Below are 20,888 nucleotides of genomic sequence, written 5' to 3'. Positions count from 1 at the left end.
GTCGGCGGGGTTCTTCGTTTCGGGGGCGGGAGAACGCCGGGACTAGCCCTGCTGCTGCCAGTGGCACTTGCCCCAGGCGCACATGGCATCCAGCACCGGACGCAGGCTCAGGCCGTGCTCCGTCAGGCTGTACTCCACCCGGGGCGGCATTTCGGCGTAGACGGCGCGGACCACCACCCCGTCCCGCTCCAGCTCCCGCAGTTGCTGGGCCAGCACCTTCTCGGTGATGTCCGGCACCAGACGGCGCAGCTCGGAGAATCGCCGGGTGCCCGGAATCAGGTGGTAGAGCAGCAGGGCCTTCCACTTGCCGCCGATCACGGCCAGGGTGACCTCCACCGGCGTGTTGTAGACCTTGTCCCCCAATGCCAGCCTCGAACCCGAGGCTGGCAGGGCATGATGTTCACTCATGGGTGCATTCCCGCCGCGTTGCGCAATGGAGGAATGCTAAGGAGTTGGCGACCGGCCCGCCAGTGGCAGGCCGGTCGCCGGGCCTCAGCGGCAGGTTCCCTGGTCGCGCCAGACCTTGCCGCTGCCATCGGCGCCGGTGAAGGCCGGATTGCCGGGTTCGCTGCCCCGGGTCCACCAACGGGCCTGGTAGAGGCGCCCGCCATGGGTGACCTGGTCCTGTTCCCGGTAGACGGCGCCAGCGGACCAGGGTTGGGCGCAGGCCCCGGGGTGCTGGGTCGGCTCGCCCTGTACCCGTACCTGGTGGTTGCGGGTCACCTGGTGGTGACCGTTGCCGAGCACCAGGCTGAAGCTGTAGGTCTGGTCCTTGTCCAGTTTCGGCGCGACAAAGCTCAGGTCGGCGCCCTTGGCCTGGAAGTCCAGGGACGGCGTCACGCTCCAGCGGTAAGTCAACGGCAGGCCATTGGGATCGCTGGACCCAGCGGCGCTGAGCCTGACGCTGTCACCGGCACGGGCCTCGGACAGCCCATCGATGCTGGCCTGGGGTGGCAGAATCGCGGGCGGCTCGGCCGGCGGGGTTTCGGGTTTGGCGTCTCCCTGGCAGGCGCCGAGGTCACTCCAGACCTTGCCGCTGCCTTCGCCACCGGTGAACGCGGGATCCCCGGGCCGCTGGCCACGGCTCCACCAGCGGGCCTCGAACAGCCTTCCGCCGAGCTGTACCTTGTCCCCCTGCCAGTAGATGGTCTGGGCACTCCAGTCCGGCTGACAGCCAAGGCTGCGATGGGCCTTGACCAGCACCGGGTGCTGGCTGCTGGCGCTCTTGCGGCCATTGTCCAGGGTCAGGGTGAAGACGTAACGCGTGTCCCGGTCCAGTTCCGGGGCCTTGAACGCCAGCCTTGGGCCATCGAACTCGTAATCCAGGCGCGGCGTTACCGACCAGGCGTAACTCAGGGCGCCGCCCTGGGGATCGCTGGATGCGGAGGCGTCCAGGGTGACGGCTGCGCCGGCCTCGGCTTCGGTCACCCCGGCGATCGCCACCAGGGGCGGCTGGGCCGCCTCGCGGGCTTTCAGGCCGGCTACCTGGACATCGTTGGTGGCGGCGAACTCGCCCTCGCCCAGCAGCGACCAGTCGCCCGTCGGGGAATCGCTGCCATAGATGCGGTAGCCCTTGATGTTTCCCTCCAGGCCGCGCACCTGCTGGGGCAGGTAGTGGAGCTGGGAGAAGCGCTGCTCCGCTCCCAGGTCGATGACCATCTCATGGGGGTAGGCGGCGCCCGGCACCGTGGTCCAGTAAGAGTTGGCACGGCCATCGATGGCATGGCTGCCTCCCTCGGATGCCGCGTTCGCGCTGCTCACCGAGTGAACTCGCCAGCCCTCCCGGGACAGCAGTCGCCCCCTGGCATCGGCCAGGTTCAACTCGGCGGCGCTGGCCAGCGCCTTGCCATCGATGGAAGACGTGGCCACCAGGCGCAGGTAGCGCGCCTTGGCGTGATCCTTCTCGACGGCATAGGCGAAGCTCTGAAGGTGCATATCCTCCAGCGCCCTGCCCTTCTCGGGGCGAACCGCCAGGTACCAGCGTCCCGGGGCCGGTTCATCCAGGGCCAGGAAGGGCGAGATGCTGTCCCGGGAGGCCAGGTCATGATCGTCGGCGGTGGGCTTCGCACCTCGCTTGAGCAACAGGGCAGCCCGGTCGTTGCCTCGGTCGGAGCCGTCCCCCAGGCTGCCCAGGATTACCAGGCGCCGGGTGCCTTCCGGCACGTCCAGCGGGATGTAGTGCCACTGGTCGCGGCCCAGGCTCACACGCTCTTCCAGCAGGCGGTCTTGCCGCTCTTCCTCCAGCGCGACGACCGAAGGGCTGTAGGCCGACATCTTCGCCGCGTTTTCCCGCCAGACCCGGGCCATATTGGCGGTTCTCGCGTCTCCCAGAGGCAGGCCGAGGCGGTCTTTCAGTTCGGGGTTGGAGAAGAACGGCACCTGGTTGCCGCAGAGGATGGTGCCCACCCGTCCGTTGTTGTAGCCGAACTTGTGGCTGCTGCCGTCGGAGCAGTGGCTGCCGCCGGCGTTATGCGCCACCTCATGACGGAACACCGCCGCCGAGTTGATGTAGTTAATGCTGTAGCGACCATTGACATAGGCCCAGCCCACGGCGGTGTCCTGCTTAGGCTCCCCCACCACGAAGGCGGCCACCAGGTCCGGGCTGTAGCGGCCCATGCCGTCGGCGAAGAGACTGCCGAGCCGACTCAGGCTGGCCGTGGTGACGGGGAGGTCATCCGGCAAAACCTGGGTTCCCACCAGGCGCAGGCGCACGCCCGGTACCCGGGATTGCTCGAGGGCGCGGTTGACCGACGCCACCTGGGCCAGCGCATAGGCCTCGTGGTCGCCGATGTAGGTCGCCGATCTGGCCGAGAATCCCGCCAGCAAGTCGATGACCAGTTCGCCCGCAGCGTTGCGGTTCAGGGCCAGGCTGCGCTGGCCGCTACGGCTTTCCATCGTTCCGGGCAACTCCTGTCGCAGTGGCTCCAGGGAGTCGACCACATGGGGCGCGTGAGCGTGGAGCGCGTCGAAGCGGATCAGGGTCTGCTCGCCGTCCGCATCGCCACGGATGATGGTCCCGGCATCCGGCAGCAGCGCCACGAAGCGACCATCGTCGCGGGTGGCGATGTAGATCTCGCTGGCACCCATGGCGTTGCGCTGGCGGTTCTCGGCACGTCCGATCAGTACCTGCAGCCCGGGGAAGCGGTCGTGGCCGTCGGCTTCCAGGCGGCGGATATCCAGGCCGGTTTCTTCCCTCAGGCGCTCGCTGCCCACGGGGACCTGGTTGCGCAGCAGGGTCGGCTTGAAGGCCCGGGTATCGATGAAGTGTCCCTTGAGCGTGGTCACTTCATGGTCGGTCGGACCCGGGGCCCGGATCGTATCGGCCTGTGCCGGCGCGACCAGGGGCAGCAGCGCGGCGGTGCCAAGGGAGGCCACCCAGTGGCGGGTGGAACGGGATAACGCAGTCAGTCTAGGGCTCGGCATGACCAGTCCTGAAGGTTTCCAGCGCGACACCTGGCACAGCGGCACAGGCAAGCGATCCGCGCTGGGAAATGGAAGGAAGGGGGTTATTGCCGGCGGGGTGGATCCTAGGCGGGGGCCCGGGTTCCTGTAAAACAAAGGCGGGTCATTTCGGACGGGTACTAGACGGAAGCGACCTGGCGGGCCCTGAGCGCCCACCAGGCGATGGCGGCTGGATCATCTCGCCAGGGTGAAATCATCCGCATCCAGGTAGGCGGGGAAGCGCTCTCGGTAGGCCGCCAGTTGCGCGGCGGAGAGGCTCGCGTGAAACACGCCGTCGCCGTCGCCGGCGTCCAGCAGGGACTCGCCCTGGAAGTCCAGCACCTGGCTGTCGCCGCTGTAGGGGTGGCCCTTGCCGTCGGTGCCTACGCGGTTCACCGCCGCCACATAACAGAGGTTCTCGATGGCCCGCGCGGGAATCAGGCGATTCCAGTGGTGACGGCGCGCGGCCGGCCAGTTGGCGGTGTAGAGCAGCAGGTCGGTGTCCTGGGAGTCACGGCTCCAGACCGGGAAGCGCAGGTCGTAGCAGATCAAGGGCCGCACCCGCCAGCCCTTGAGTTCGAACAGCGCCTGCACCTCGCCCGGGCTGTAGTGCTTGTGCTCGCCGGCCATGCGGAACAGGTGGCGCTTGTCGTAATGCAGCACCTCGCCATCCGGGCGCGCCCAGAGCAGGCGGTTGCGGTGCGTACCATCCGCGACGCGGATGATCAGGCTGCCGGTGATCACCGCATCGATCCGCTTGGCCTGTTGACGCAGCCAGGCGTGGGTCGGTCCCTGTTCGGGCTCGGCCAGATTTTCGGAGTCCATGGAGAAGCCGGTGGTGAACATCTCCGGCAGGATCACCAGGTCGGCGCCTCGGGCCTGGTCCAGCAACGCCTCGAAACGGGCCAGGTTGGCCTCACGGTCGTGCCAGGCCAGGGTGGTCTGTACCAGGGCCAGCTTCAGGTCGGGCAGGGAGCTCAGATCGCGCATAGTTTCTCCGCTGCCTGACGCAGCGTCTCCTCACGTTTGGCGAAGCAGAAGCGCACCAGCCGCAGGTCCCTGGGGGCCTCTCGGTAGAAGACCGATACCGGAATGGCGGCCACGCCGTGCTCGCGGGTGAGCCATTCGGACATGGCCACATCGTCCAGGTCGGGGCGGATGGCGCTGTAGTCCACCAGTTGGAAGTAGGTCCCGGCGGCACGGGTGAAACGGAAACGGGAGTCCGCCAGCAAGTCGCAGAAGAGGTCGCGCTTGGCCTGGTAGAAGCCCGGCAACTCGGCCAGGTGCTCCGGGTGGGCGGCCATGAAGTCGGCCAGCGCCCACTGCAGCGGCGTGACGCCGCAGAAGTTGACGTACTGGTGGACCTTGCGCAGCTCCGCCGACAGCGCTGGCGGCGCCACCACATAGCCGGTCTTCCAGCCGGTGACGTGGTAGGTCTTGCCGAAGGAGCTGACCACGAAGGCGCGGGCATAGAGTTCGTCGTGAGCCAGTACGCTGACGTGACCCACGCCGTCGAACACCAGGTGTTCGTAGACCTCGTCGGAAACCAGGTAGATGTCGCGGTCACGGATCAGCGCCGCCAACCAGTCCAGCTCGGCGCGGGAAATCAGCGCACCGCTGGGATTGTGGGGGCTGTTCAGGATGATCATGCGGGTGCGGGGGCTCAGGGCGTCCGTCATCCGCTGCCAGTCGATGGAGAACCCCGGCAATGCCAACGGCACGTGAACGCAGCGGCCGCCAGCGAGCTCCACCGAGGGCTCGTAACTGTCGTAGCAGGGGTCGAGGACGATGACCTCGTCACCGGCGCGCACCACCGCCTGGAGGGCGCAGAAGATGGCTTCGGTAGCGCCCGGGGTGATGGTCACCTCGCTGTCGGCGCTGACCGAACGCCCATAGAAGCTGGCGACCTTGCTCGCCACCTGCTCACGCAGGGCCGGCAGGCCGGTCATCGGGGCGTACTGGTTGTGGCCCAGGGCGATGTGCTTGCCCACGGCCTCGCACAGCGCCACCGGCGCGGGAAAGTCGGGAAAGCCCTGGGACAGGTTGATGGCGCCGACTTCGGCGGCCAGTTGGGACATCTGGGTGAAGATGGTGGTGCCGACGTTGGGCAGCTTGCTGGTGATCATTGCAATCCGGCTGTTGGCGATTGGGAGATGCGCCATAGCTTAACGCGGGAAACGACTCTGTAGGAGCGAGCACCGCTCGCGGTGCCGTTCGCGAGCGCGCTCGCGTCTACCGGGACCGCACGCCCCGAGGGCGGAAACGAAAAAGGCGCCCGCAGGCGCCCTCCTCGTTCGTCCGGAATCAGCGCTTCTTGTCGCGGCGCTTCTTCTCGGCCTTCTTGTGGTGCGACATGAGGCGACGCTTCTTGTTCACCTGACGCTCGGTGAGCTTGTTGGTCTTGCCCTCGTAGGGGTTATCGCCGCCCTTGTACTCGATGCGGATCGGCGTGCCCACCAGCTTCAGCACGCGGCGATAGGTGTTCTCCAGGTAACGGGAGTAGGACTTGGGCACCGACTCCACCTGGTTGCCGTGGATCACGATCAGCGGCGGGTTCGCGCCACCCAGGTGGGCGTAGCGCAGCTTGATGCGACGGCCGTTGACCAAAGGCGGCTGGTGCTCCTGCACCGCGTCCTCGAGGATCTGGGTCAGGCGGCTGGTGGGCCAGCGGGTGATGGCGGAGCGGAAGGACTCCTGCACCGACTTGTACAGGTGGCCGACGCCGGTGCCATGCAGCGCGGAGATGAAGTGGATATCCGCGAAGTCGACGAAGAACAGCCGGCGCTCCAGCTCGGTCTTGACGTAGTCGCGCTCGCCGGAATCCATGCCGTCCCACTTGTTCAGGGCAATCACCAGCGCACGGCCGGTTTCCAGCACGAAGCCCAGCAGGTTGAGGTCGTGCTCCACCACGCCTTCCCGGGCGTCCATGACGAAGATCACCACGTTGGCGTCCTGGATCGCCTGCAGGGTCTTGACCACGGAGAATTTTTCCACCGCCTCGAAGATTTTGCCGCGACGGCGCACGCCGGCGGTGTCGATGAGGGTGTACTTCTCGTCGTTGCGTTCGAAAGGGATGTAGATGCTGTCGCGGGTGGTGCCGGCCTGATCGTAGACGATCACCCGCTCCTCGCCGAGCATGCGGTTCACCAGGGTCGACTTGCCGACATTGGGGCGGCCGATGATGGCGATCTTGATGCCGTCCTTCTCGCTCGGGCCGGGAATGCGCTTGGCTTCCTCGCCTTCGGCGACCACTTCGGCTTCGGCGGCCTCCTCCTCGTCAGCCCCCTCGTCGCGGGCGAACTCGCCCAGGGCGGCCTGCAGCATCTGGCCGATGCCCCGGCCATGGGCCGCGGCGATGGGCAGGGCGTCTCCGAGGCCCAGCGGGCTGAACTCGGCGCGGGCGATGTCCGGGTCGACGGTGTCCACCTTGTTGGCCACGAGGAAGCTGCGCTTGTTCCGCTTGCGCAGGTGCTCGGCGATCATCTGGTCGGCGGCGGTCATGCCGGCGCGGGAATCGACCATGAAGAGCACCGCATCGGCCTCTTCGATAGCCTGCAGGGACTGCTCGGCCATCTTCGCGTCGATACCTTCCTCATCTCCGGAGATACCGCCGGTGTCGATGACGATGTAGGTGCGACCCTGCCATTTCGCCTCGCCGTACTGGCGGTCACGGGTCAGACCGGCGTACTCCGCGACGATGGCGTTTCGGGTCTTGGTCAGGCGGTTGAACAGGGTGGACTTGCCGACGTTGGGCCGACCCACCAGGGCGATTACGGGAACCATGAGGCTCTCCACTGGTTATTTCAGAAAACACAAAGGCCGCTGCCGTATTCCGGCAGCGGCCGCACATCGCATTCCAGCTTAGCGGATGGTCAGGCCGACCAGCTCTCCACCGTTGCCGAATGCATAGAGCCAGTCGCCGATCACCAGCGGACGGGCACGCAGGCCGTCGCCGTCGATCTTCACGCGGCCGACGAAGTGACCATCCACCTGGCTGAGCAGGTGCAGGTAGCCTTCGAAGTCACCCACGGCGACGTAGCTGGAAAAGACCTCGGGCGCGGACAGTTGGCGACGGGCCAGCGCGTCATTGCTCCAGAGGGCGGAGGCGGAGCGCTCGTCCACGCCTTCCACGGTACCGTTGGCCAGGCTGACGTAGACGTTGCCGAACCCCTGGGCGACGCCGGCGTAGCTGGAGGCCTCGCGCTGCCAGAGCACACGGCCGCTTTCCAGGTCCAGGGCGGCGACCCGGCCCTGGTAGGTGACGACGTAGAGGTTGCCACCGGACAGCAGCAGGCCACCGTCGATATCCACGACGCGATCCAGTTCGGAACGCCCCTGGGGCACGGCGACACGTTGCTCCCAGACCGGGATGCCACGCTGGATGTCGAGGGCCAGCACCTTGCCGGTGGAAAGGCCGGCCACCACCAGGTTGTTGGTGACGACGGGGGAACCGGTACCCCGAAGGGTCAGCACCGCCGGGGTGTTCTCGTAGATCCAGCGCTGGCTGCCGGTGGCGGCGTCGAAGCCGAACAGGGTGTCGTTCTGGGTTTGAACCACCACCACGTCACCGTTGTTGGCAGGCGGGGCCAGGACCTCGCCGTTGACCCGGGCGCGCCAGCGTTCTTCACCGCTGGAGGCATCCAGGGCCACCACTTCACCCTTGAGGGTGCCGACCATCACGAGACCGTAACCCACGCCCACGGCGCCGGATACCGGCAGCTCCAGGTCCTGTTTCCACTTGACGTCGCCGCTGAAGCGGTCGATGGCCATCACGCGGCCGTTCACGTCGCCGGCGTAGATCACGTCGCCGTCGACTGCGGGAACCAGCAGGTTGTAGGTTTCGCCCTGGCCATCGCCGACTGAGCGGCTCCAGTTCTTCTGAAGCGTCACTTCCTCGGTGATATCGGGCAGTTCCGCCGGCGGCAGTTCCTTCTTGCTGTTGCTGCTGCAGCCCACGGCCAGAATGGCCAGGGCCAGCACTGCGGCATTCTTCCAGCGCATCACGTCACGCATCCCCTTTTGCCAGGTCGTCGAGCTTCATCTGCAGGCCACCCACGGCGGCGTCTTCGGGCAGTGCGGCCTTGGCTTTCAGGTAGGCGGCATGCGCGTCGTCGGTACGATCCAGCTGCACCAGCAGGTCGCCCTTGAGTTCTTCGCGGCTGGCGAGGAAGGCCTTGTCGGCATCGCCCTCCAGCAGCTTCAGCGCTTCGTCGGCCTTGCCCTGGGCAGCCAGGACACGCGCCAGGCGCTGGCGAGCCAGCTCACCCAGGGTGGCATCGGCCGGCTTGTCCAGCACGGCCTTGAGTTCGGTCGCGGCGTCGTCCAGCTTGCCGGATTCCACAGCCACCTTGGCCACGAACAGGCTGCCGTACTGCGCGTAATGGGTGCCACCGAAGTCGCTCTTCAGCTTGCCGGCCAGTTCCGCCACCTTGGCGGCGTCGGGGGTGCCGCTGGGTTCGAGGGCGGTTTCCAGCAATTGCTGGTAGACGATGGAGGCGCCCTGGGACTGGTTGGACTGGTACTTCTGCCAGGCCTGCCAACCGAAGACCACCGCCAGCGCGAGGGCGCCGCCAGTGAGCAAGGGCTTGCCGTTGCGCTGCCACCAGTCCTTCAGTTGCGCAATCTGTTCTTCTTCGGTCTGCATGCTTGTCCCCGTACTCCTGATCTTTGAATGCTCACGCCTGCTGCAGGCGGGCTTTGAGGTGCTCGGCGAGAGCATCCCAGGCAATGCTTTGTTGTTCGCTGTCGTCGCGAAGCGGCTTGAAACCTACCACGCGCTTGGCCAGTTCGTCGTCCCCCAGGATCAGTGCGTAGCGGGCGCCACTCTTGTCGGCCTTCTTGAACTGGCTCTTGAAGCTGCCGGCTCCGGCATTGACCAGAAGGCGAATCCCCGGCAAGGCGTCGCGCAGTTGCTCGGCCAGGCCCAGGGCGGCCAGCTCGGCGGGCTCGCCGAAGGCGCAGAGGTAGGCATCGGCGGGGTTGTTCAGCTCGTCCGGCACCAGGCCCAGGGTTTCCAGCAGCAACACCAGGCGCTCGACGCCCATGGCGAAGCCGACGCCCGGGGTGGGCTTGCCACCGAACTGGGTGACCAGGCCGTCGTAACGGCCACCGGCGCAGACGGTGCCCTGGGAACCGAGCTTGTCGGTCACCCACTCGAAGACGGTGCGGCTGTAGTAGTCCAGGCCACGCACCAGCTTCTGGTTGATCTCGTAGCGGATACCCACGGCGTCCAGGCGAGCCTTGAGGCCCTCGAAGTGGGCCACGGACTCCTCGTCGAGGTAGTCGTGCAGGGTCGGCGCATCCACCAGCAGGGCCTGGGTTTCCGGGTTCTTGCTGTCGAGGATGCGCAGCGGGTTGGTGGTCAGCCGGCGCTGGCTGTCCTCGTCCAGGCGGTCGAAACGCTCCTTCAGGTAGGCCACCAGGGCGTCACGATAACGCGCGCGGGCCTCGCTGGAGCCCAGGCTGTTAAGCTGCAGGGTCACGGCGTCGGCCATGCCGAGCTGTTTCCACAGGCGCCAGGTGAGCACGATGAGCTCGGCGTCGATGTCCGGCCCCGGCAGGTTGAAGACTTCCACGCCGATCTGGTGGAACTGGCGGTAGCGTCCCTTCTGCGGCTTCTCGTAGCGGAACATCGGGCCGGTGTACCAGAGCTTCTGAACCTGGCCGCCTCCCGTGAGGCCATGCTCGAGCACGGCACGGACGCAGCCGGCGGTGCCTTCGGGGCGCATGGTCAGGGATTCCTCGTTGCGGTCGAGGAAGGTGTACATCTCCTTGTCGACCACGTCGGTGCCCTCGCCGATACCCCGGGCGAAGAGTTCGGTGAACTCCAGGATGGGGAGGCGGATTTCCTTGTAGCCGTAGCCTTCCAGCAGGCCGGCGAAGGTGCCTTCCAGATAACGCCAGGACGGCGTCTGGTCCGGCAGGATGTCGTTCATGCCACGAATGGCTTGCAGGGTCTTGCTCACGTGGATTCCTTGTCTCAGCTACGGGCGATGAGGGCCGCGTCAGCTTCGGCCTTGGCGGCCGCCTTTTCGCGGATGAGCCGCTCCAGCTCGTCCACCAGGTTGTCGTTGGTCAGCTTCTGCGCCGGCTTGCCGTCGATGTAGACCAGGTTGTTGGGGGTGCCGCCGGTCAGTCCGATATGGGCTTCCTTGGCTTCCCCGGGGCCGTTCACCACGCAGCCGATCACGGCGACGTCCATGGGTACCAGCAGGTCCTCAAGACGGCCTTCCAGCTCATTCATGGTCTTGACCACATCGAAGTTCTGCCGCGAGCAGCTCGGGCAGGCGATGAAGTTGATGCCACGGGAACGCAGGTGCAGGGATTTGAGGATGTCGAAGCCGACCTTGACCTCCTCCACCGGGTCCGCCGCCAGGGAGATCCGGATGGTGTCGCCGATGCCTTCGGCCAGCAGCATGCCCAGGCCCACCGCGGACTTGACGGTACCGGAGCGCAGGCCACCGGCTTCGGTGATGCCCAGGTGCAGCGGCTGGATGATCTGCTTGGCCAGCAGGCGATAGGCCTCGACGGCCATGAAGACGTCGGACGCCTTCACGCTGACCTTGAAGTCCTGGAAGTCCAGCTTGTCCAGGTGCTCGACATGGCGCAGGGCGGATTCCACGAGCGCCTCGGGCGTCGGCTCGCCGTACTTCTTCTGCAGGTCCTTTTCCAGGGAACCGGCGTTGACGCCGATGCGGATCGGGATGCCCTTGTCGCGGGCCGCGTCCACCACGGCCCTGACCCGGTCTTCGCGACCGATGTTGCCCGGGTTGATGCGCAGGCAATCGACGCCCAGCTCGGCGACGCGCAGGGCGATCTTGTAGTCGAAGTGGATGTCCGCCACCAAGGGGACCTGGACCAGCTGCTTGATGCGGCCAAAGGCCTCGGCGGCGTCCATGTCAGGTACCGAGACACGGACGATATCGACGCCGGCATCCACCAGTCGCTGGATCTGGCCAACGGTGGCGGCGACGTCACAGGTGTCGGTGTTGGTCATGCTCTGCACGGCGATGGGCGCATCGCCACCCACCGGCACGGAGCCAACCCAGATTTTCCGCGAAACGCGGCGTTTGATCGGGGATTCGCAATGCATCGCTTATTGCCCCAGCTTCAGGCGAGCGGTTTCGCCACGGACATAGGGGGAGACGTCGACTGCCTGGCCGTTGTAGCTGAGCTGCGCGCCCCGGGCGAAGCCCAGGCGAACTTCCAGCGGGGCCTTGCCTGCCAGTTCGAGGCTGTCGCCCTTGCGCTTCAGCCCGCTGACCAGGACCTTGCCGTCGGCATCGGTGACCTGGGTCCAGCAGTCGGCGACGAACTGGACACGCACCAGGCCCTGGCCCGCCTGGGCCACGACCGGAGCCGGCACTTCGGCGGCAGCGGCCGGTGCAGGAGCAGGAGCAGGAGCAGGAGCAGGAACTGTAGCCGGCTGCGCGGAGGCCACGACTGCAGGCTGGCTCGGCTCGGCACCGGCCGGTACGGCGGGTTGGGAAAGGGATTCGGCCGAGCCCGGTGCAGGCGTCACCGGCGTTGCAGGTACGCTGGCGGTGGCGTCGATGGCCGGAGCGGTAGCGACGCCTTCAGCCGCCTGTTGCCCGGGCTGGCCGGCGGCCTCCGGGCTCACCGGAGCGGGCGCCTGCCCGTCCTGCTGGGCCTCGGCCACAGCCTGATCCTCCGGCTCGTCGAGGGGGTGAATCTGGGTGGTGCCGTCGGCACTCTCCACTTCCACGTGCTCGATATTCACGCCGGCAGCTTCCTCGCTCGCACGATTGGAATGCTCCTGCCACCAGAAGAATCCCACGGCGCCGAGGGCGACGAGAATGACGAAGCTGACGATGCGCAACAGGCTCTGGGAAAGGCGCACCGGTTCCTCGATGCGACCCAGGCTGTGGACGCTGCTGCCCTGGGCGTCGGTACCGGTGTACTGGTCGAACTGCGCAACCAGGTCGGCCTGGTCCATGCCCAGCAGCTTGGCGTAGGCGCGGACATAGCCCCGGGCGAAGGTGTGACCGGGCAACTGGTCGAAGGCGCCGGCCTCGAGCTGGCGCAGGGCGTGCTCGGTCAGGTTGAGGAGGCGGGCGACTTCGCCCAGGCTCAAGTCCTCGCTCTCGCGGGCCAGACGCAGGGTTTCACCTGGGTTGGCGCGGGTCGCCGCTACAGCTTCGGGATGCGACGCTTTCATCATTGCTCCGACAGGTATTGCTGATATTCCGGCGTACCGGGATAAAGACGCTTGAGTTGCAGTCCCAGGCTCGCGGCCTGGTTGCGATCTTCGAACAGGGTCGCCAGACGCGCGCCGAGCAACAGGCTGCGTGCATTCTGCGGCGCGATACGGGTGAAACGCTCGTAGAAATCGCGGGCGGGCACGTACTGCTTGTCCTCGTAGGACAGCTGGGCCATCTCCAACAACGCCAGCGGCTGCTGGCGGTTCAGGCGCAAGGCCTTGTCGAGATGCTGCTTGGCGAGCTCACGATCGTTCAGCTTCAGGGCGGTAAGGCCGAGGTTCTCGAAGACCCGGGAGCGTTCCGGGTAGAGATTGTCGTCGGCGGCCTGCTGGAAGCGCTCGTAGGCTTCCTTGTAGCGCCCTTGCTCGAACAGGAAGCTGCCGTAGTTGTTGAGGATGCGGGCATCGCTGCGCGCCGACAGCGCCTTGCGATAGTGCTCATCCGCCAGCTCGGGTTCCATTTCGGTCTGGAACACCAGGGCGAGCGCCGCGTTGGCGTCCGCGTTGGAGGAGTCCAGTTCCAGGGCTTTCTTCAAAGGCACCTTGGCCCGCTCGGTCGCCCCCTGCTTGAGGTAGCCGATTCCGAGCTCGATATAAGCGTCACGCGCTGCGTCACGGCCTTGATCGGTCTTCATGGGGTCGACCTGACCGGTCGACACACAGGCTGCGAGCAATGCGGTGGAAAGGATGAGCAGCGCGGAGCGCAGGGTCATGGGGTGTCCTTCTTCAGGTCCGGTTCGCGGCGCTGCCGGGCGCCTCCGACTCGGCGTTCAACTGGCGCACGGCAATGTAGCGCTCGCTGCGGCGGGTGCGGTCCATGACCTGGCCCACCAACTGGCCGCAGGCGGCGTCGATGTCATCACCACGGGTGGTGCGCACGGTGACATTGTGGCCGGCCTTGTGCAACAGGTCCTGGAAGCGGCGGATGGCGTTGTTGCTCGGCCGCTCGTAGCCCGAATGCGGGAAGGGGTTGAACGGGATCAGGTTGATCTTGCAGGGAAATTCCTTCAGCAGCTCGATCATCTGCGCGGCGTGCTCGGGCTGGTCGTTCACATCCTTGAGCAGGGTGTATTCGACGGTGAGCACACGCTTCTCGCCAAGACGCGAGATGTAGCGGCGGCAGGCGTCCAGCACCACCGACAGGGGGTACTTCTTGTTGATCGGCACCAACTGGTTGCGCAGCGGGTCATTGGGCGCGTGCAGCGACAGCGCCAGGGAGACGTCGATCACCTCGCCCAGCTTGTCGATCATCGGCGCCACGCCCGAGGTGGACAGGGTCACCTTGCGCTTGGAAATGCCGTAACCGAGGTCGTCCATCATGATGTTCATGGCGGCGACGACGTTGTCGAAATTCAGCAGCGGCTCGCCCATGCCCATCATCACCACGTTGGTGATGGCACGGTCGATCTTCGCGGGAATGGTCCCGAAGGACTTGTTGGCGATCCAGACCTGACCGATGACTTCGGCCGCGGTGAGGTCGCTGTTGAAACCCTGCTTGCCGGTGGAGCAGAAACTGCAATCCAGGGCGCACCCAGCCTGGGAGGAGACGCAGAGCGTTCCACGACCACCCTGGGGGATGTACACGGTTTCGACGCAGCTGCCGGAGGCCACGCGGACCACCCATTTGCGGGTGCCATCGCTGGAGATGTCCTGGCTGACCACTTCCGGGCCACGAATCTCGGCAGAGGCCTTGAGCTTGTCGCGCAAGGCCTTGCCGATATTGCTCATGGCATCGAAATCATCGACGCCAAAGTGGTGAATCCATTTCATCACCTGGCCGGCGCGGAAGCGCTTCTCCCCGATGGATTCGAAGAAGCTTTCCAGTTGCGGCTGGGTCAGGCCCAGCAGGTTCACTTTACCGGTCGATTCAGTCATGGCTTCACCCTCTCTCATCCGCGATCAGCGAATGCGAGCGCACACCTCGGTGGCGGCGAAGAAGTAGGCGATCTCACGGGCGGCGGAAGCCTCGGAGTCGGAACCGTGTACGGCGTTCTCGTCGATGGAAACGGCGAAATCGGCGCGGATGGTACCGGCATCGGCTTTCTTCGGATCGGTGGCGCCCATCAGCTCGCGGTTCTTGGCGATGGCGTTCTCACCTTCCAGGACCTGAACGACGACCGGACCGGAGGTCATGAAGGAAACCAGGTCCTTGAAGAAGGGGCGCTCTTTGTGCTCGGCGTAGAAACCACCGGCTTCGCGCTCGGAAAGCTGAACCATCTTGGAAGCGACGACGCGCAGGCCGGCTTTCTCGAAACGGGTCAGGACTTCGCCGATGACGTTCTTGGCAACGGCGTCCGGCTTGATGATGGAGAGGGTACGTTCAACAGCCATGGAATAACTCCAGAAACTATGGATTAAAGCGAAAAATTAAACCCGCGAATTATACGCGGGTCAGGGGGAAATGCGTAGGGCCGGAGCCCAGCGGTGCAGGCGCTCAGTCGGCTTCTTCGATCCAGGCGGCCTGGACGGCCTCCAGAACCTTCTCGCCGCCCCGATTGGGGTCGTCGGAGAAGTCCGGCAGGGCGACGATCCAGTTGTGCAGATCGACGAAGTTCACGTAGCGCGGATCCACATCCGGCTTTGTTTCAGCCAGCTGGATGGCGATCTCCAGCACATCGGTCCATTTGAGGCTCATGCATCTGCTCCGAAAGCGATTCCGAAACCTGCCCGCCGGCACCAGGGTGTCCAGCGAGGGCGAAGAGTTTACAGTGTGCGGCCGAGCCCGTCATTCCACGGAGTCGGCTGGACGTCCCCGGGGGGATCAGTGGCCTTCGGACACCTGGTTGATGGTGTACTTGGGAATTTCCACCACGAGGTCCTCTTCGTCCACGAGCGCCTGGCAGGACAGCCGCGAATGAGGTTCGAGCCCCCAGGCCTTGTCGAGCATGTCGTCCTCGAGTTCATCGGACGCCTCTAGGGACCCGAAGCCCTCGCGCACCACGACGTGGCAGGTGGTGCAGGCGCACGACTTCTCGCAGGCATGCTCGATCTCGATACCAGCGCGCAGGGCAGCGTCCAGGATGCTTTCGCCAGGCTGAGCCTCGATCACGGCACCCTCGGGGCAATGCTCGGCGTGGGGCAGGAAAATGATCTGGGGCATGTGTGGATCAATCCTCGATTTCGTTGAGTCGGCGACCGGAGAGCGCTGCCTTGACGGCCGCGTCCATCCGACGCGCGGCAAAGGCGTCGGTTACCTGGGAGAGGCGCTTGACCTGGGCCTCGATGGCCGCGACATCAGTGCCAAGTGCGACCTCGCGCAGGGTTTGCATGGTATCCAGGATGGCGTCCCGCTCGACCTCGTCCAGCAGGCGCTCGCCATCGGCTTCGAGGGCGGCCTGGACAGCTTCCAGCAGGCGCTCGGCCTCCACCTGCTGTTCGCGCAGGGCGCGGGCGTTCTTGTCTTCGCCCGCATACTGGAAGGAGTCCTGCAACATGCGGGAGATTTCGCCATCGGTCAGGCCGTAGGACGGCTTGACCTGGATGCTGGCCTCCACGCCCGAGGCCAGTTCGCGGGCAGTCACGCCCAGCAGGCCATCGGCGTCGACCTGGAAGGTCACGCGGATCTTCGCGGCACCCGCCACCATGGGCGGAATCCCGCGGAGCTCGAAGCGGGCCAGGGAACGGCAGTCCTTGATCAGTTCGCGCTCACCCTGGAGCACATGGATCATCATGGCCGTCTGGCCATCCTTGTAGGTGGTGAAGTCCTGGGCACGAGCCACTGGAATGGTGGTGTTGCGCGGAATCACCTTCTCCATCAGCCCCCCCATGGTTTCCAGGCCCAGCGACAGGGGGATCACGTCCAGCAACAGCAGCTCTTCGCCGCGCTTGTTGCCGGCAAGGATATCGGCCTGAACGGCGGCACCGATGGCCACCACCTGGTCGGGATCGATATCGGTCAGGGGCTGGCGCCCGAACATTTCGGCGACAGCCTCGCGAACGCGCGGCACACGGGTCGAGCCCCCCACCATGACCACGGCCTCGACCTCGTCCACTTCGATGCCGGCATCACGCACTGCACGACGACAGGCCTTGAGGCTGCGAGCCACCATGGGCTCGATCAGGGCATCGAACCCGGCCCGGGTGAGTTCGCCGCGCCAATCGCCATAGGCGACCTCCACACGGTCGGCGCTGGTCAGGGCTTCCTTGGCGTCACAGGCAGCGCGAAGCAGGCTGCGCTGGGCGCCCGGATCCAGATCGGCGGACAATCCGGCCTGTTCCAGCACCCAACCGGCGACGGCATGATCGAAGTCATCACCACCCAGGGCACTGTCGCCCCCGGTCGCCAGCACCTCGAACACACCACGCGTCAGGCGCAGGATCGAAATATCGAAGGTTCCGCCACCCAGGTCATAGATCGCGACGATCCCTTCGGCCTGCTTGTCCAGGCCGTAGGCGACAGCCGCGGCCGTCGGCTCGTTGAGCAGGCGCAGGACATTGAGGCCGGCCAGCCGCGCGGCGTCCTTGGTCGCCTGGCGCTGGGCCTCGTCGAAGTAGGCGGGAACGGTGATCACGGCACCCACCAGCTCCCCACCAAGGGTCTGCTCGGCACGCTGGCGAAGGGCCTTCAGGATGTCGGCAGAGACCTCCACCGGGCTCTTGGCACCCTGAATGGTCTCGATGAAGGGCATGTGGGATTCGCCACCGATAAAGCGGTAGGGCAGTTGCTCGCCCAGCAGCTTGACGTCTTCCAGCCCACGCCCCATGAAGCGCTTCACGGAGATGATGGTGTTCAGAGGATCGGCGGAAGCGGCCTGCTTGGCGCTGCCCCCCACCTCGACACGCTCGGCGTGATAGCGCACGGCGGATGGCAGGATGACCTGCCCGTCGGCGTCTGGCAGGGGCTCGGCAACGCCGCTGCGGACCGCAGCGACCAGCGAATTGGTGGTACCCAGGTCGATGCCCACCGCCAGGCGGCGCTGGTGAGGCTGAGGGCTCTGCCCGGGTTCGGCGATCTGCAGTAGGGCCATGCTTGTCTATTTATCAGGCGTACCGGCAACCAGGACGGCATCGCGGGGTTAATCGTCGAGGCGCTCTTCCAGTTGGCGCACTTCATGGGTCAGCTTGTCGAGGAACTGCATGCGACGCACCAGCCGTTCGGCTTCCTCGCGGCGCGAGGCGTCATCCCAACAGTCGGCAAAGTCCGCATCCAGTTCGGACTGGGCGGCCTTCAGTCGACGCTTGAACGCACCCACGCCATCCAGATCGGCGCTGTCGTGCAGGTCTTCCAACTCCTCTCGCCACTGCATCTGCTGAAGCAGGAACTGAGGATCCTGGACCGTCGCCTCAAGGGGCAGCTCGCGCCCCTTCAGGGCGAGCAGGTAGAGCGCCCGGCGCGGCGCGCTCTTCAGCGTCTGGTAGGCATCGTTGAGCTGCGCGGCGCGCTCCAGCGCCAGGCGCTGCTCCCGATCGGACGCGTCGGCGAAGCGATCGGGGTGGACAGTGCGAGCCAGGTCTCGGTAGCGAGCCGCCAGTTGATCGAGGTCCAGCCGATAATCCGGCTTCAAGTCGAACAGCGCAAAATGACAGGGAGTTCCCACAAAGGCCTCAGACGTTGAAGCTCTCGCCGCAGCCGCATTCGCCGCGCACGTTCGGATTGTTGAACTTGAAGCCCTCATTGAGCCCTTCGCGGACGAAGTCCAGCTCGGTGCCATCGAGGTAGGTCAGGCTCTTGGGATCGATGATCACCTTGACGCCATGACTCTCGAATACCAGGTCTTCCGAAGTCAGCTCGTCGACGAACTCCAGCACGTAGGCGAGACCGGAGCAGCCAGTCGTACGCACCCCCAGACGGATACCCTCACCCTTGCCACGCCCCTCGAGGGAGCGCTGCACGTGACGGGCGGCGGATTCGGTCATGCTGATGGCCATTGCAACTCCTTACTCGTGCGAGCGCTTAGAGCAGACCCTTCTTCTGCTTGTAGTCGTTGACGGCGGCCTTGATGGCGTCCTCAGCGAGCACCGAGCAATGGATCTTCACCGGCGGCAGGGCCAGCTCTTCGGCGATGGTGGTGTTCTTGATGGAAGCGGCTTCATCCAGGGTCTTGCCCTTCATCCACTCGGTGGCGAGGGAGCTGGAGGCGATGGCGGAGCCGCAACCATAGGTCTTGAACTTGGCGTCTTCGATCACGCCCTGTTCGTTGACCTTGATCTGCAGGCGCATCACGTCGCCGCAGGCCGGCGCACCGACCATGCCGGTACCGACATTGGGATCAGCGGCGTCGAGCTTGCCGACGTTGCGCGGGTTTTCGTAGTGGTCGATGACCTTGTCGCTGTATGCCATGGTAACTATTCCTCACTCATCAGGGTGGCGTCAGTGCGCCTGCCATTCGACCTGGGACAGGTCGACGCCCTCTTTATACATATCCCACAACGGGGACAGTTCACGGAGCTTGTCGACCGCTTCACGCACCTTGGCAGCGGCGTAGTCCACCTGTTCCTCGGTGGTGAACCGACCAAAGGTGAAGCGGATGGAGCTGTGCGCCAGCTCGTCGTTGCGGCCCAGGGCACGCAGCACATAGGACGGCTCCAGGGAGGCCGAGGTGCAGGCGGAGCCGGAGGAGACCGCGAGGTCCTTGAGCGCCATGATCAGCGACTCGCCCTCGACGTAGTTGAAGCTGACGTTCAGGTTGTGAGGCACGCGAGCGGTGGCACTGCCATTCAGATAGAGCTCTTCCATGTCCTCGATCCGGGACCAGAAGCGATCGGCCAGGGCCTTGATACGCTGGTTTTCGCTGGCCATCTCTTCCTTGGCGATGCGGAAGGCTTCGCCCATGCCGACGATCTGATGGGTCGCCAGGGTGCCGGAGCGCATGCCACGCTCATGGCCACCGCCGTGGGTCTGGGCTTCCAGGCGCACGCGCGGCTTGCGACGCACGTAAAGGGCGCCGATACCCTTGGGGCCGTAGGTCTTGTGGGCGGAGAAGGACATCAGGTCGACCTTCAGCTTCTCCAGGTCGATTTCCACCTTGCCAGTGGACTGGGCGGCGTCGACATGAAAGAGGATGCCGCGGGACCGGGTCAGCTCGCCGATGGCGGCGATGTCGTTGATGGTGCCGATCTCGTTGTTCACATGCATGACCGAAACCAGGATGGTGTCGTCGCGCAGGGCGGACTCCACCAGCGCCGGAGTGATCAGGCCGTCTTCACCCGGCTCCAGGTAGGTGACCTCGAACCCTTCGCGCTCCAGTTGGCGGGTGGTATCCAGTACCGCCTTGTGCTCGATCTTCGAGGTAACGATGTGCTTGCCCTTGCCACTGTAGAAGTGGGCCACGCCCTTGATGGCAAGGTTGTCGGATTCGGTGGCACCGGAAGTCCAGACGATTTCACGAGGGTCGGCATTGACCAGCTCAGCCACCTGACGACGAGCATTCTCCACCGCTTCCTCGGCCTTCCAGCCGAACACGTGAGAGCGCGAGGCCGGGTTGCCGAAGTTGCCGTCCGCCAGCAGGCATTCGCTCATCTTCTGGGCGACGCGCGGGTCCACCGGCGTAGTGGCGGAGTAGTCGAGGTAGATCGGCAATTTCATCGGGGCTCTCCTATCAGGTATCGGGGCCAATCACGGGCCGGCGCCCTGCTCAATCGATGGCGGACGCTTCAATCTTATCGAGGTGCGGCGTCCTGCCATTGCTTCCACAGCGGCGTTGATCCTGCCGCTGAGCGACTTCCTGCACCTCGCGGCGGTTGACCAGGTCAGCCAGGCTGATGCCACTCAGGAATTCATGGATTTGCAGACTGAGGTCGCACCACAGGTGATGGGTCAGGCAGGTATCGCCGGAATGGCAGTCGCCAAGCCCCTGACAACGGGTGGCATCCACCGACTCATTGACCGCATCGATCACCTGAGCCACATGGATGCCGTGCATGTCTCGGGAAAGCTGGTAGCCACCACCGGGACCGCGGACGCTGCTAACGAGATTGCCGCGGCGGAGCTTGGCGAAAAGTTGTTCAAGGTAAGACAGGGAGATTCCCTGACGTTCGGAAATATCTGCCAGAGACACCGGCCCCTGCTGCGCATGCAGCGCCAGGTCGAGCATGGCGGTGACGGCGTATCGGCCTTTGGTGGTCAGTCGCATGGTGAGTACCACGGGTCGCTGGAATGCAGCGAGTATGCGATTCCCGACTATTTAAGTCAACTATAAGACCTATCAAAATAGTCGGGTTTACAACTTGCAGGGGCCCGAATGATATCAGAACCACAGCCCGTTAGCACCCTAATAGTCCGCCCCAT

At 65.3% G+C, this 20,888-nt stretch carries 21 protein-coding genes; all 21 read right to left on the bottom strand.

Annotated elements, in window-relative coordinates; translation table 11 throughout:
- Nucleotides 1–42: 42 nt before the first annotated feature.
- The 21 genes from KF707C_RS05435 to iscR all read right to left on the bottom strand — a co-directional run bounded on the left by KF707C_RS05435 (nucleotide 43) and on the right by iscR (nucleotide 20,733).
- Nucleotides 43–408, bottom strand: coding sequence for a winged helix-turn-helix transcriptional regulator (locus KF707C_RS05435; protein ID WP_051050683.1), 366 nt, complete (start codon nucleotides 406–408; stop codon nucleotides 43–45).
- Nucleotides 409–492: 84 nt separating this feature from the next.
- Nucleotides 493–3,423: a carbohydrate-binding protein gene (locus KF707C_RS05430; RefSeq protein WP_036990973.1), complete on the bottom strand. Its 2,931-nt coding sequence runs from the start codon at nucleotides 3,421–3,423 to the stop codon at nucleotides 493–495.
- A 213-nt stretch (nucleotides 3,424–3,636) separates the two neighbouring features.
- Nucleotides 3,637–4,431: an amidohydrolase gene (locus KF707C_RS05425; RefSeq protein ID WP_003448360.1), complete on the bottom strand. Its 795-nt coding sequence runs from the start codon at nucleotides 4,429–4,431 to the stop codon at nucleotides 3,637–3,639.
- Nucleotides 4,419–5,567 carry a pyridoxal phosphate-dependent aminotransferase gene (locus tag KF707C_RS05420; protein WP_003448361.1) on the bottom strand — a complete coding sequence of 383 codons (1,149 nt, stop codon included), beginning with the start codon at nucleotides 5,565–5,567 and terminating at the stop codon, nucleotides 4,419–4,421. Before KF707C_RS05420 ends, KF707C_RS05425 begins: the two co-directional genes overlap by 13 nt.
- 178 nt (nucleotides 5,568–5,745) lie before the next feature.
- Nucleotides 5,746–7,224 carry a ribosome biogenesis GTPase Der gene (gene der, locus KF707C_RS05415; RefSeq protein ID WP_003448363.1) on the bottom strand — a complete coding sequence of 493 codons (1,479 nt, stop codon included), beginning with the start codon at nucleotides 7,222–7,224 and terminating at the stop codon, nucleotides 5,746–5,748.
- A 78-nt stretch (nucleotides 7,225–7,302) separates the two neighbouring features.
- Nucleotides 7,303–8,454, bottom strand: coding sequence for an outer membrane protein assembly factor BamB (bamB, locus tag KF707C_RS05410; RefSeq protein ID WP_003448364.1), 1,152 nt, complete (start codon nucleotides 8,452–8,454; stop codon nucleotides 7,303–7,305).
- Complete coding sequence (locus tag KF707C_RS05405) at nucleotides 8,447–9,085, bottom strand: YfgM family protein (protein WP_003448365.1); 639 nt, start codon at nucleotides 9,083–9,085, stop codon at nucleotides 8,447–8,449. The genes bamB and KF707C_RS05405 overlap by 8 nt, the downstream gene beginning before the upstream one ends.
- A 31-nt stretch (nucleotides 9,086–9,116) precedes the next feature.
- A complete protein-coding gene (gene hisS / locus KF707C_RS05400; protein WP_003448366.1) occupies nucleotides 9,117–10,406 on the bottom strand; it encodes a histidine--tRNA ligase in 1,290 nt (429 codons plus the stop codon).
- Between the two features lie 14 nt (nucleotides 10,407–10,420).
- Nucleotides 10,421–11,533, bottom strand: coding sequence for a flavodoxin-dependent (E)-4-hydroxy-3-methylbut-2-enyl-diphosphate synthase (gene ispG / locus KF707C_RS05395; RefSeq protein ID WP_036990976.1), 1,113 nt, complete (start codon nucleotides 11,531–11,533; stop codon nucleotides 10,421–10,423).
- Nucleotides 11,534–11,536: 3 nt separating this feature from the next.
- Nucleotides 11,537–12,622, bottom strand: a complete 1,086-nt coding sequence (locus KF707C_RS05390; RefSeq protein ID WP_003448368.1) for a RodZ domain-containing protein — start codon at nucleotides 12,620–12,622, stop codon at nucleotides 11,537–11,539.
- Nucleotides 12,619–13,374: a type IV pilus biogenesis/stability protein PilW gene (gene pilW, locus KF707C_RS05385; protein ID WP_003448369.1), complete on the bottom strand. Its 756-nt coding sequence runs from the start codon at nucleotides 13,372–13,374 to the stop codon at nucleotides 12,619–12,621. The genes KF707C_RS05390 and pilW overlap by 4 nt, the downstream gene beginning before the upstream one ends.
- Before the next feature lie 13 nt (nucleotides 13,375–13,387).
- Complete coding sequence (gene rlmN / locus KF707C_RS05380) at nucleotides 13,388–14,536, bottom strand: 23S rRNA (adenine(2503)-C(2))-methyltransferase RlmN (protein ID WP_036990978.1); 1,149 nt, start codon at nucleotides 14,534–14,536, stop codon at nucleotides 13,388–13,390.
- Between the two features lie 24 nt (nucleotides 14,537–14,560).
- Nucleotides 14,561–14,992 carry a nucleoside-diphosphate kinase gene (gene ndk / locus KF707C_RS05375; protein ID WP_003448371.1) on the bottom strand — a complete coding sequence of 144 codons (432 nt, stop codon included), beginning with the start codon at nucleotides 14,990–14,992 and terminating at the stop codon, nucleotides 14,561–14,563.
- Nucleotides 14,993–15,095: 103 nt separating this feature from the next.
- Complete coding sequence (iscX, locus tag KF707C_RS05370; RefSeq protein ID WP_003448372.1) at nucleotides 15,096–15,296, bottom strand: Fe-S cluster assembly protein IscX; 201 nt, start codon at nucleotides 15,294–15,296, stop codon at nucleotides 15,096–15,098.
- A 126-nt stretch (nucleotides 15,297–15,422) separates the two neighbouring features.
- The gene (fdx, locus tag KF707C_RS05365; protein WP_003448373.1) at nucleotides 15,423–15,761 is read right to left on the bottom strand and encodes an ISC system 2Fe-2S type ferredoxin; all 339 of its coding nucleotides are present in this window, start codon (nucleotides 15,759–15,761) and stop codon (nucleotides 15,423–15,425) included.
- 7 nt (nucleotides 15,762–15,768) lie between these two features.
- Nucleotides 15,769–17,628, bottom strand: a complete 1,860-nt coding sequence (gene hscA, locus KF707C_RS05360; RefSeq protein ID WP_003448374.1) for a Fe-S protein assembly chaperone HscA — start codon at nucleotides 17,626–17,628, stop codon at nucleotides 15,769–15,771.
- Nucleotides 17,629–17,676: 48 nt separating this feature from the next.
- Nucleotides 17,677–18,198 carry a co-chaperone HscB gene (gene hscB / locus KF707C_RS05355; RefSeq protein WP_003448375.1) on the bottom strand — a complete coding sequence of 174 codons (522 nt, stop codon included), beginning with the start codon at nucleotides 18,196–18,198 and terminating at the stop codon, nucleotides 17,677–17,679.
- 7 nt (nucleotides 18,199–18,205) lie between these two features.
- Nucleotides 18,206–18,529: an iron-sulfur cluster assembly protein IscA gene (iscA, locus tag KF707C_RS05350; RefSeq protein ID WP_003448376.1), complete on the bottom strand. Its 324-nt coding sequence runs from the start codon at nucleotides 18,527–18,529 to the stop codon at nucleotides 18,206–18,208.
- 25 nt (nucleotides 18,530–18,554) lie between these two features.
- On the bottom strand, nucleotides 18,555–18,941 hold the full coding sequence (gene iscU, locus KF707C_RS05345; RefSeq protein WP_003448377.1) for a Fe-S cluster assembly scaffold IscU: 387 nt from the start codon (nucleotides 18,939–18,941) through the stop codon (nucleotides 18,555–18,557).
- 30 nt (nucleotides 18,942–18,971) lie between these two features.
- Nucleotides 18,972–20,186, bottom strand: coding sequence for an IscS subfamily cysteine desulfurase (locus KF707C_RS05340; protein ID WP_003448378.1), 1,215 nt, complete (start codon nucleotides 20,184–20,186; stop codon nucleotides 18,972–18,974).
- Nucleotides 20,187–20,235: 49 nt separating this feature from the next.
- Nucleotides 20,236–20,733 carry a Fe-S cluster assembly transcriptional regulator IscR gene (iscR, locus tag KF707C_RS05335; RefSeq protein WP_003448379.1) on the bottom strand — a complete coding sequence of 166 codons (498 nt, stop codon included), beginning with the start codon at nucleotides 20,731–20,733 and terminating at the stop codon, nucleotides 20,236–20,238.
- Between the last annotated feature and the right edge of the window lie 155 nt (nucleotides 20,734–20,888).

Source organism: Pseudomonas furukawaii (assembly GCF_002355475.1).
Taxonomy (GTDB): Bacteria; Pseudomonadota; Gammaproteobacteria; order Pseudomonadales; family Pseudomonadaceae; genus Metapseudomonas; species Metapseudomonas furukawaii.
The sequence above is the reverse complement of the archived record's forward strand: the minus strand, read 5'-3'. Positions and strand labels throughout refer to the sequence as shown.

Bases quoted from the DNA above. Each gene is read 5' to 3' on its own strand.
- KF707C_RS05435 (WP_051050683.1), bottom strand. From the start codon at position 408: ATGAGTGAACATCATGCCCTGCCAGCCTCGGGTTCGAGGCTGGCATTG.
- KF707C_RS05430 (WP_036990973.1), bottom strand. From the start codon at position 3,423: ATGCCGAGCCCTAGACTGACTGCGTTATCCCGTTCCACCCGCCACTGG.
- KF707C_RS05425 (WP_003448360.1), bottom strand. From the start codon at position 4,431: ATGCGCGATCTGAGCTCCCTGCCCGACCTGAAGCTGGCCCTGGTACAG.
- KF707C_RS05420 (WP_003448361.1), bottom strand. From the start codon at position 5,567: ATGATCACCAGCAAGCTGCCCAACGTCGGCACCACCATCTTCACCCAG.
- der (WP_003448363.1), bottom strand. From the start codon at position 7,224: ATGGTTCCCGTAATCGCCCTGGTGGGTCGGCCCAACGTCGGCAAGTCC.
- bamB (WP_003448364.1), bottom strand. From the start codon at position 8,454: ATGCGTGACGTGATGCGCTGGAAGAATGCCGCAGTGCTGGCCCTGGCC.
- KF707C_RS05405 (WP_003448365.1), bottom strand. From the start codon at position 9,085: ATGCAGACCGAAGAAGAACAGATTGCGCAACTGAAGGACTGGTGGCAG.
- ispG (WP_036990976.1), bottom strand. From the start codon at position 11,533: ATGCATTGCGAATCCCCGATCAAACGCCGCGTTTCGCGGAAAATCTGG.
- KF707C_RS05390 (WP_003448368.1), bottom strand. From the start codon at position 12,622: ATGATGAAAGCGTCGCATCCCGAAGCTGTAGCGGCGACCCGCGCCAAC.
- pilW (WP_003448369.1), bottom strand. From the start codon at position 13,374: ATGACCCTGCGCTCCGCGCTGCTCATCCTTTCCACCGCATTGCTCGCA.
- rlmN (WP_036990978.1), bottom strand. From the start codon at position 14,536: ATGACTGAATCGACCGGTAAAGTGAACCTGCTGGGCCTGACCCAGCCG.
- ndk (WP_003448371.1), bottom strand. From the start codon at position 14,992: ATGGCTGTTGAACGTACCCTCTCCATCATCAAGCCGGACGCCGTTGCC.
- iscX (WP_003448372.1), bottom strand. From the start codon at position 15,296: ATGAGCCTCAAATGGACCGATGTGCTGGAGATCGCCATCCAGCTGGCT.
- fdx (WP_003448373.1), bottom strand. From the start codon at position 15,761: ATGCCCCAGATCATTTTCCTGCCCCACGCCGAGCATTGCCCCGAGGGT.
- hscA (WP_003448374.1), bottom strand. From the start codon at position 17,628: ATGGCCCTACTGCAGATCGCCGAACCCGGGCAGAGCCCTCAGCCTCAC.
- iscA (WP_003448376.1), bottom strand. From the start codon at position 18,529: ATGGCCATCAGCATGACCGAATCCGCCGCCCGTCACGTGCAGCGCTCC.
- iscU (WP_003448377.1), bottom strand. From the start codon at position 18,941: ATGGCATACAGCGACAAGGTCATCGACCACTACGAAAACCCGCGCAAC.
- KF707C_RS05340 (WP_003448378.1), bottom strand. From the start codon at position 20,186: ATGAAATTGCCGATCTACCTCGACTACTCCGCCACTACGCCGGTGGAC.
- iscR (WP_003448379.1), bottom strand. From the start codon at position 20,733: ATGCGACTGACCACCAAAGGCCGATACGCCGTCACCGCCATGCTCGAC.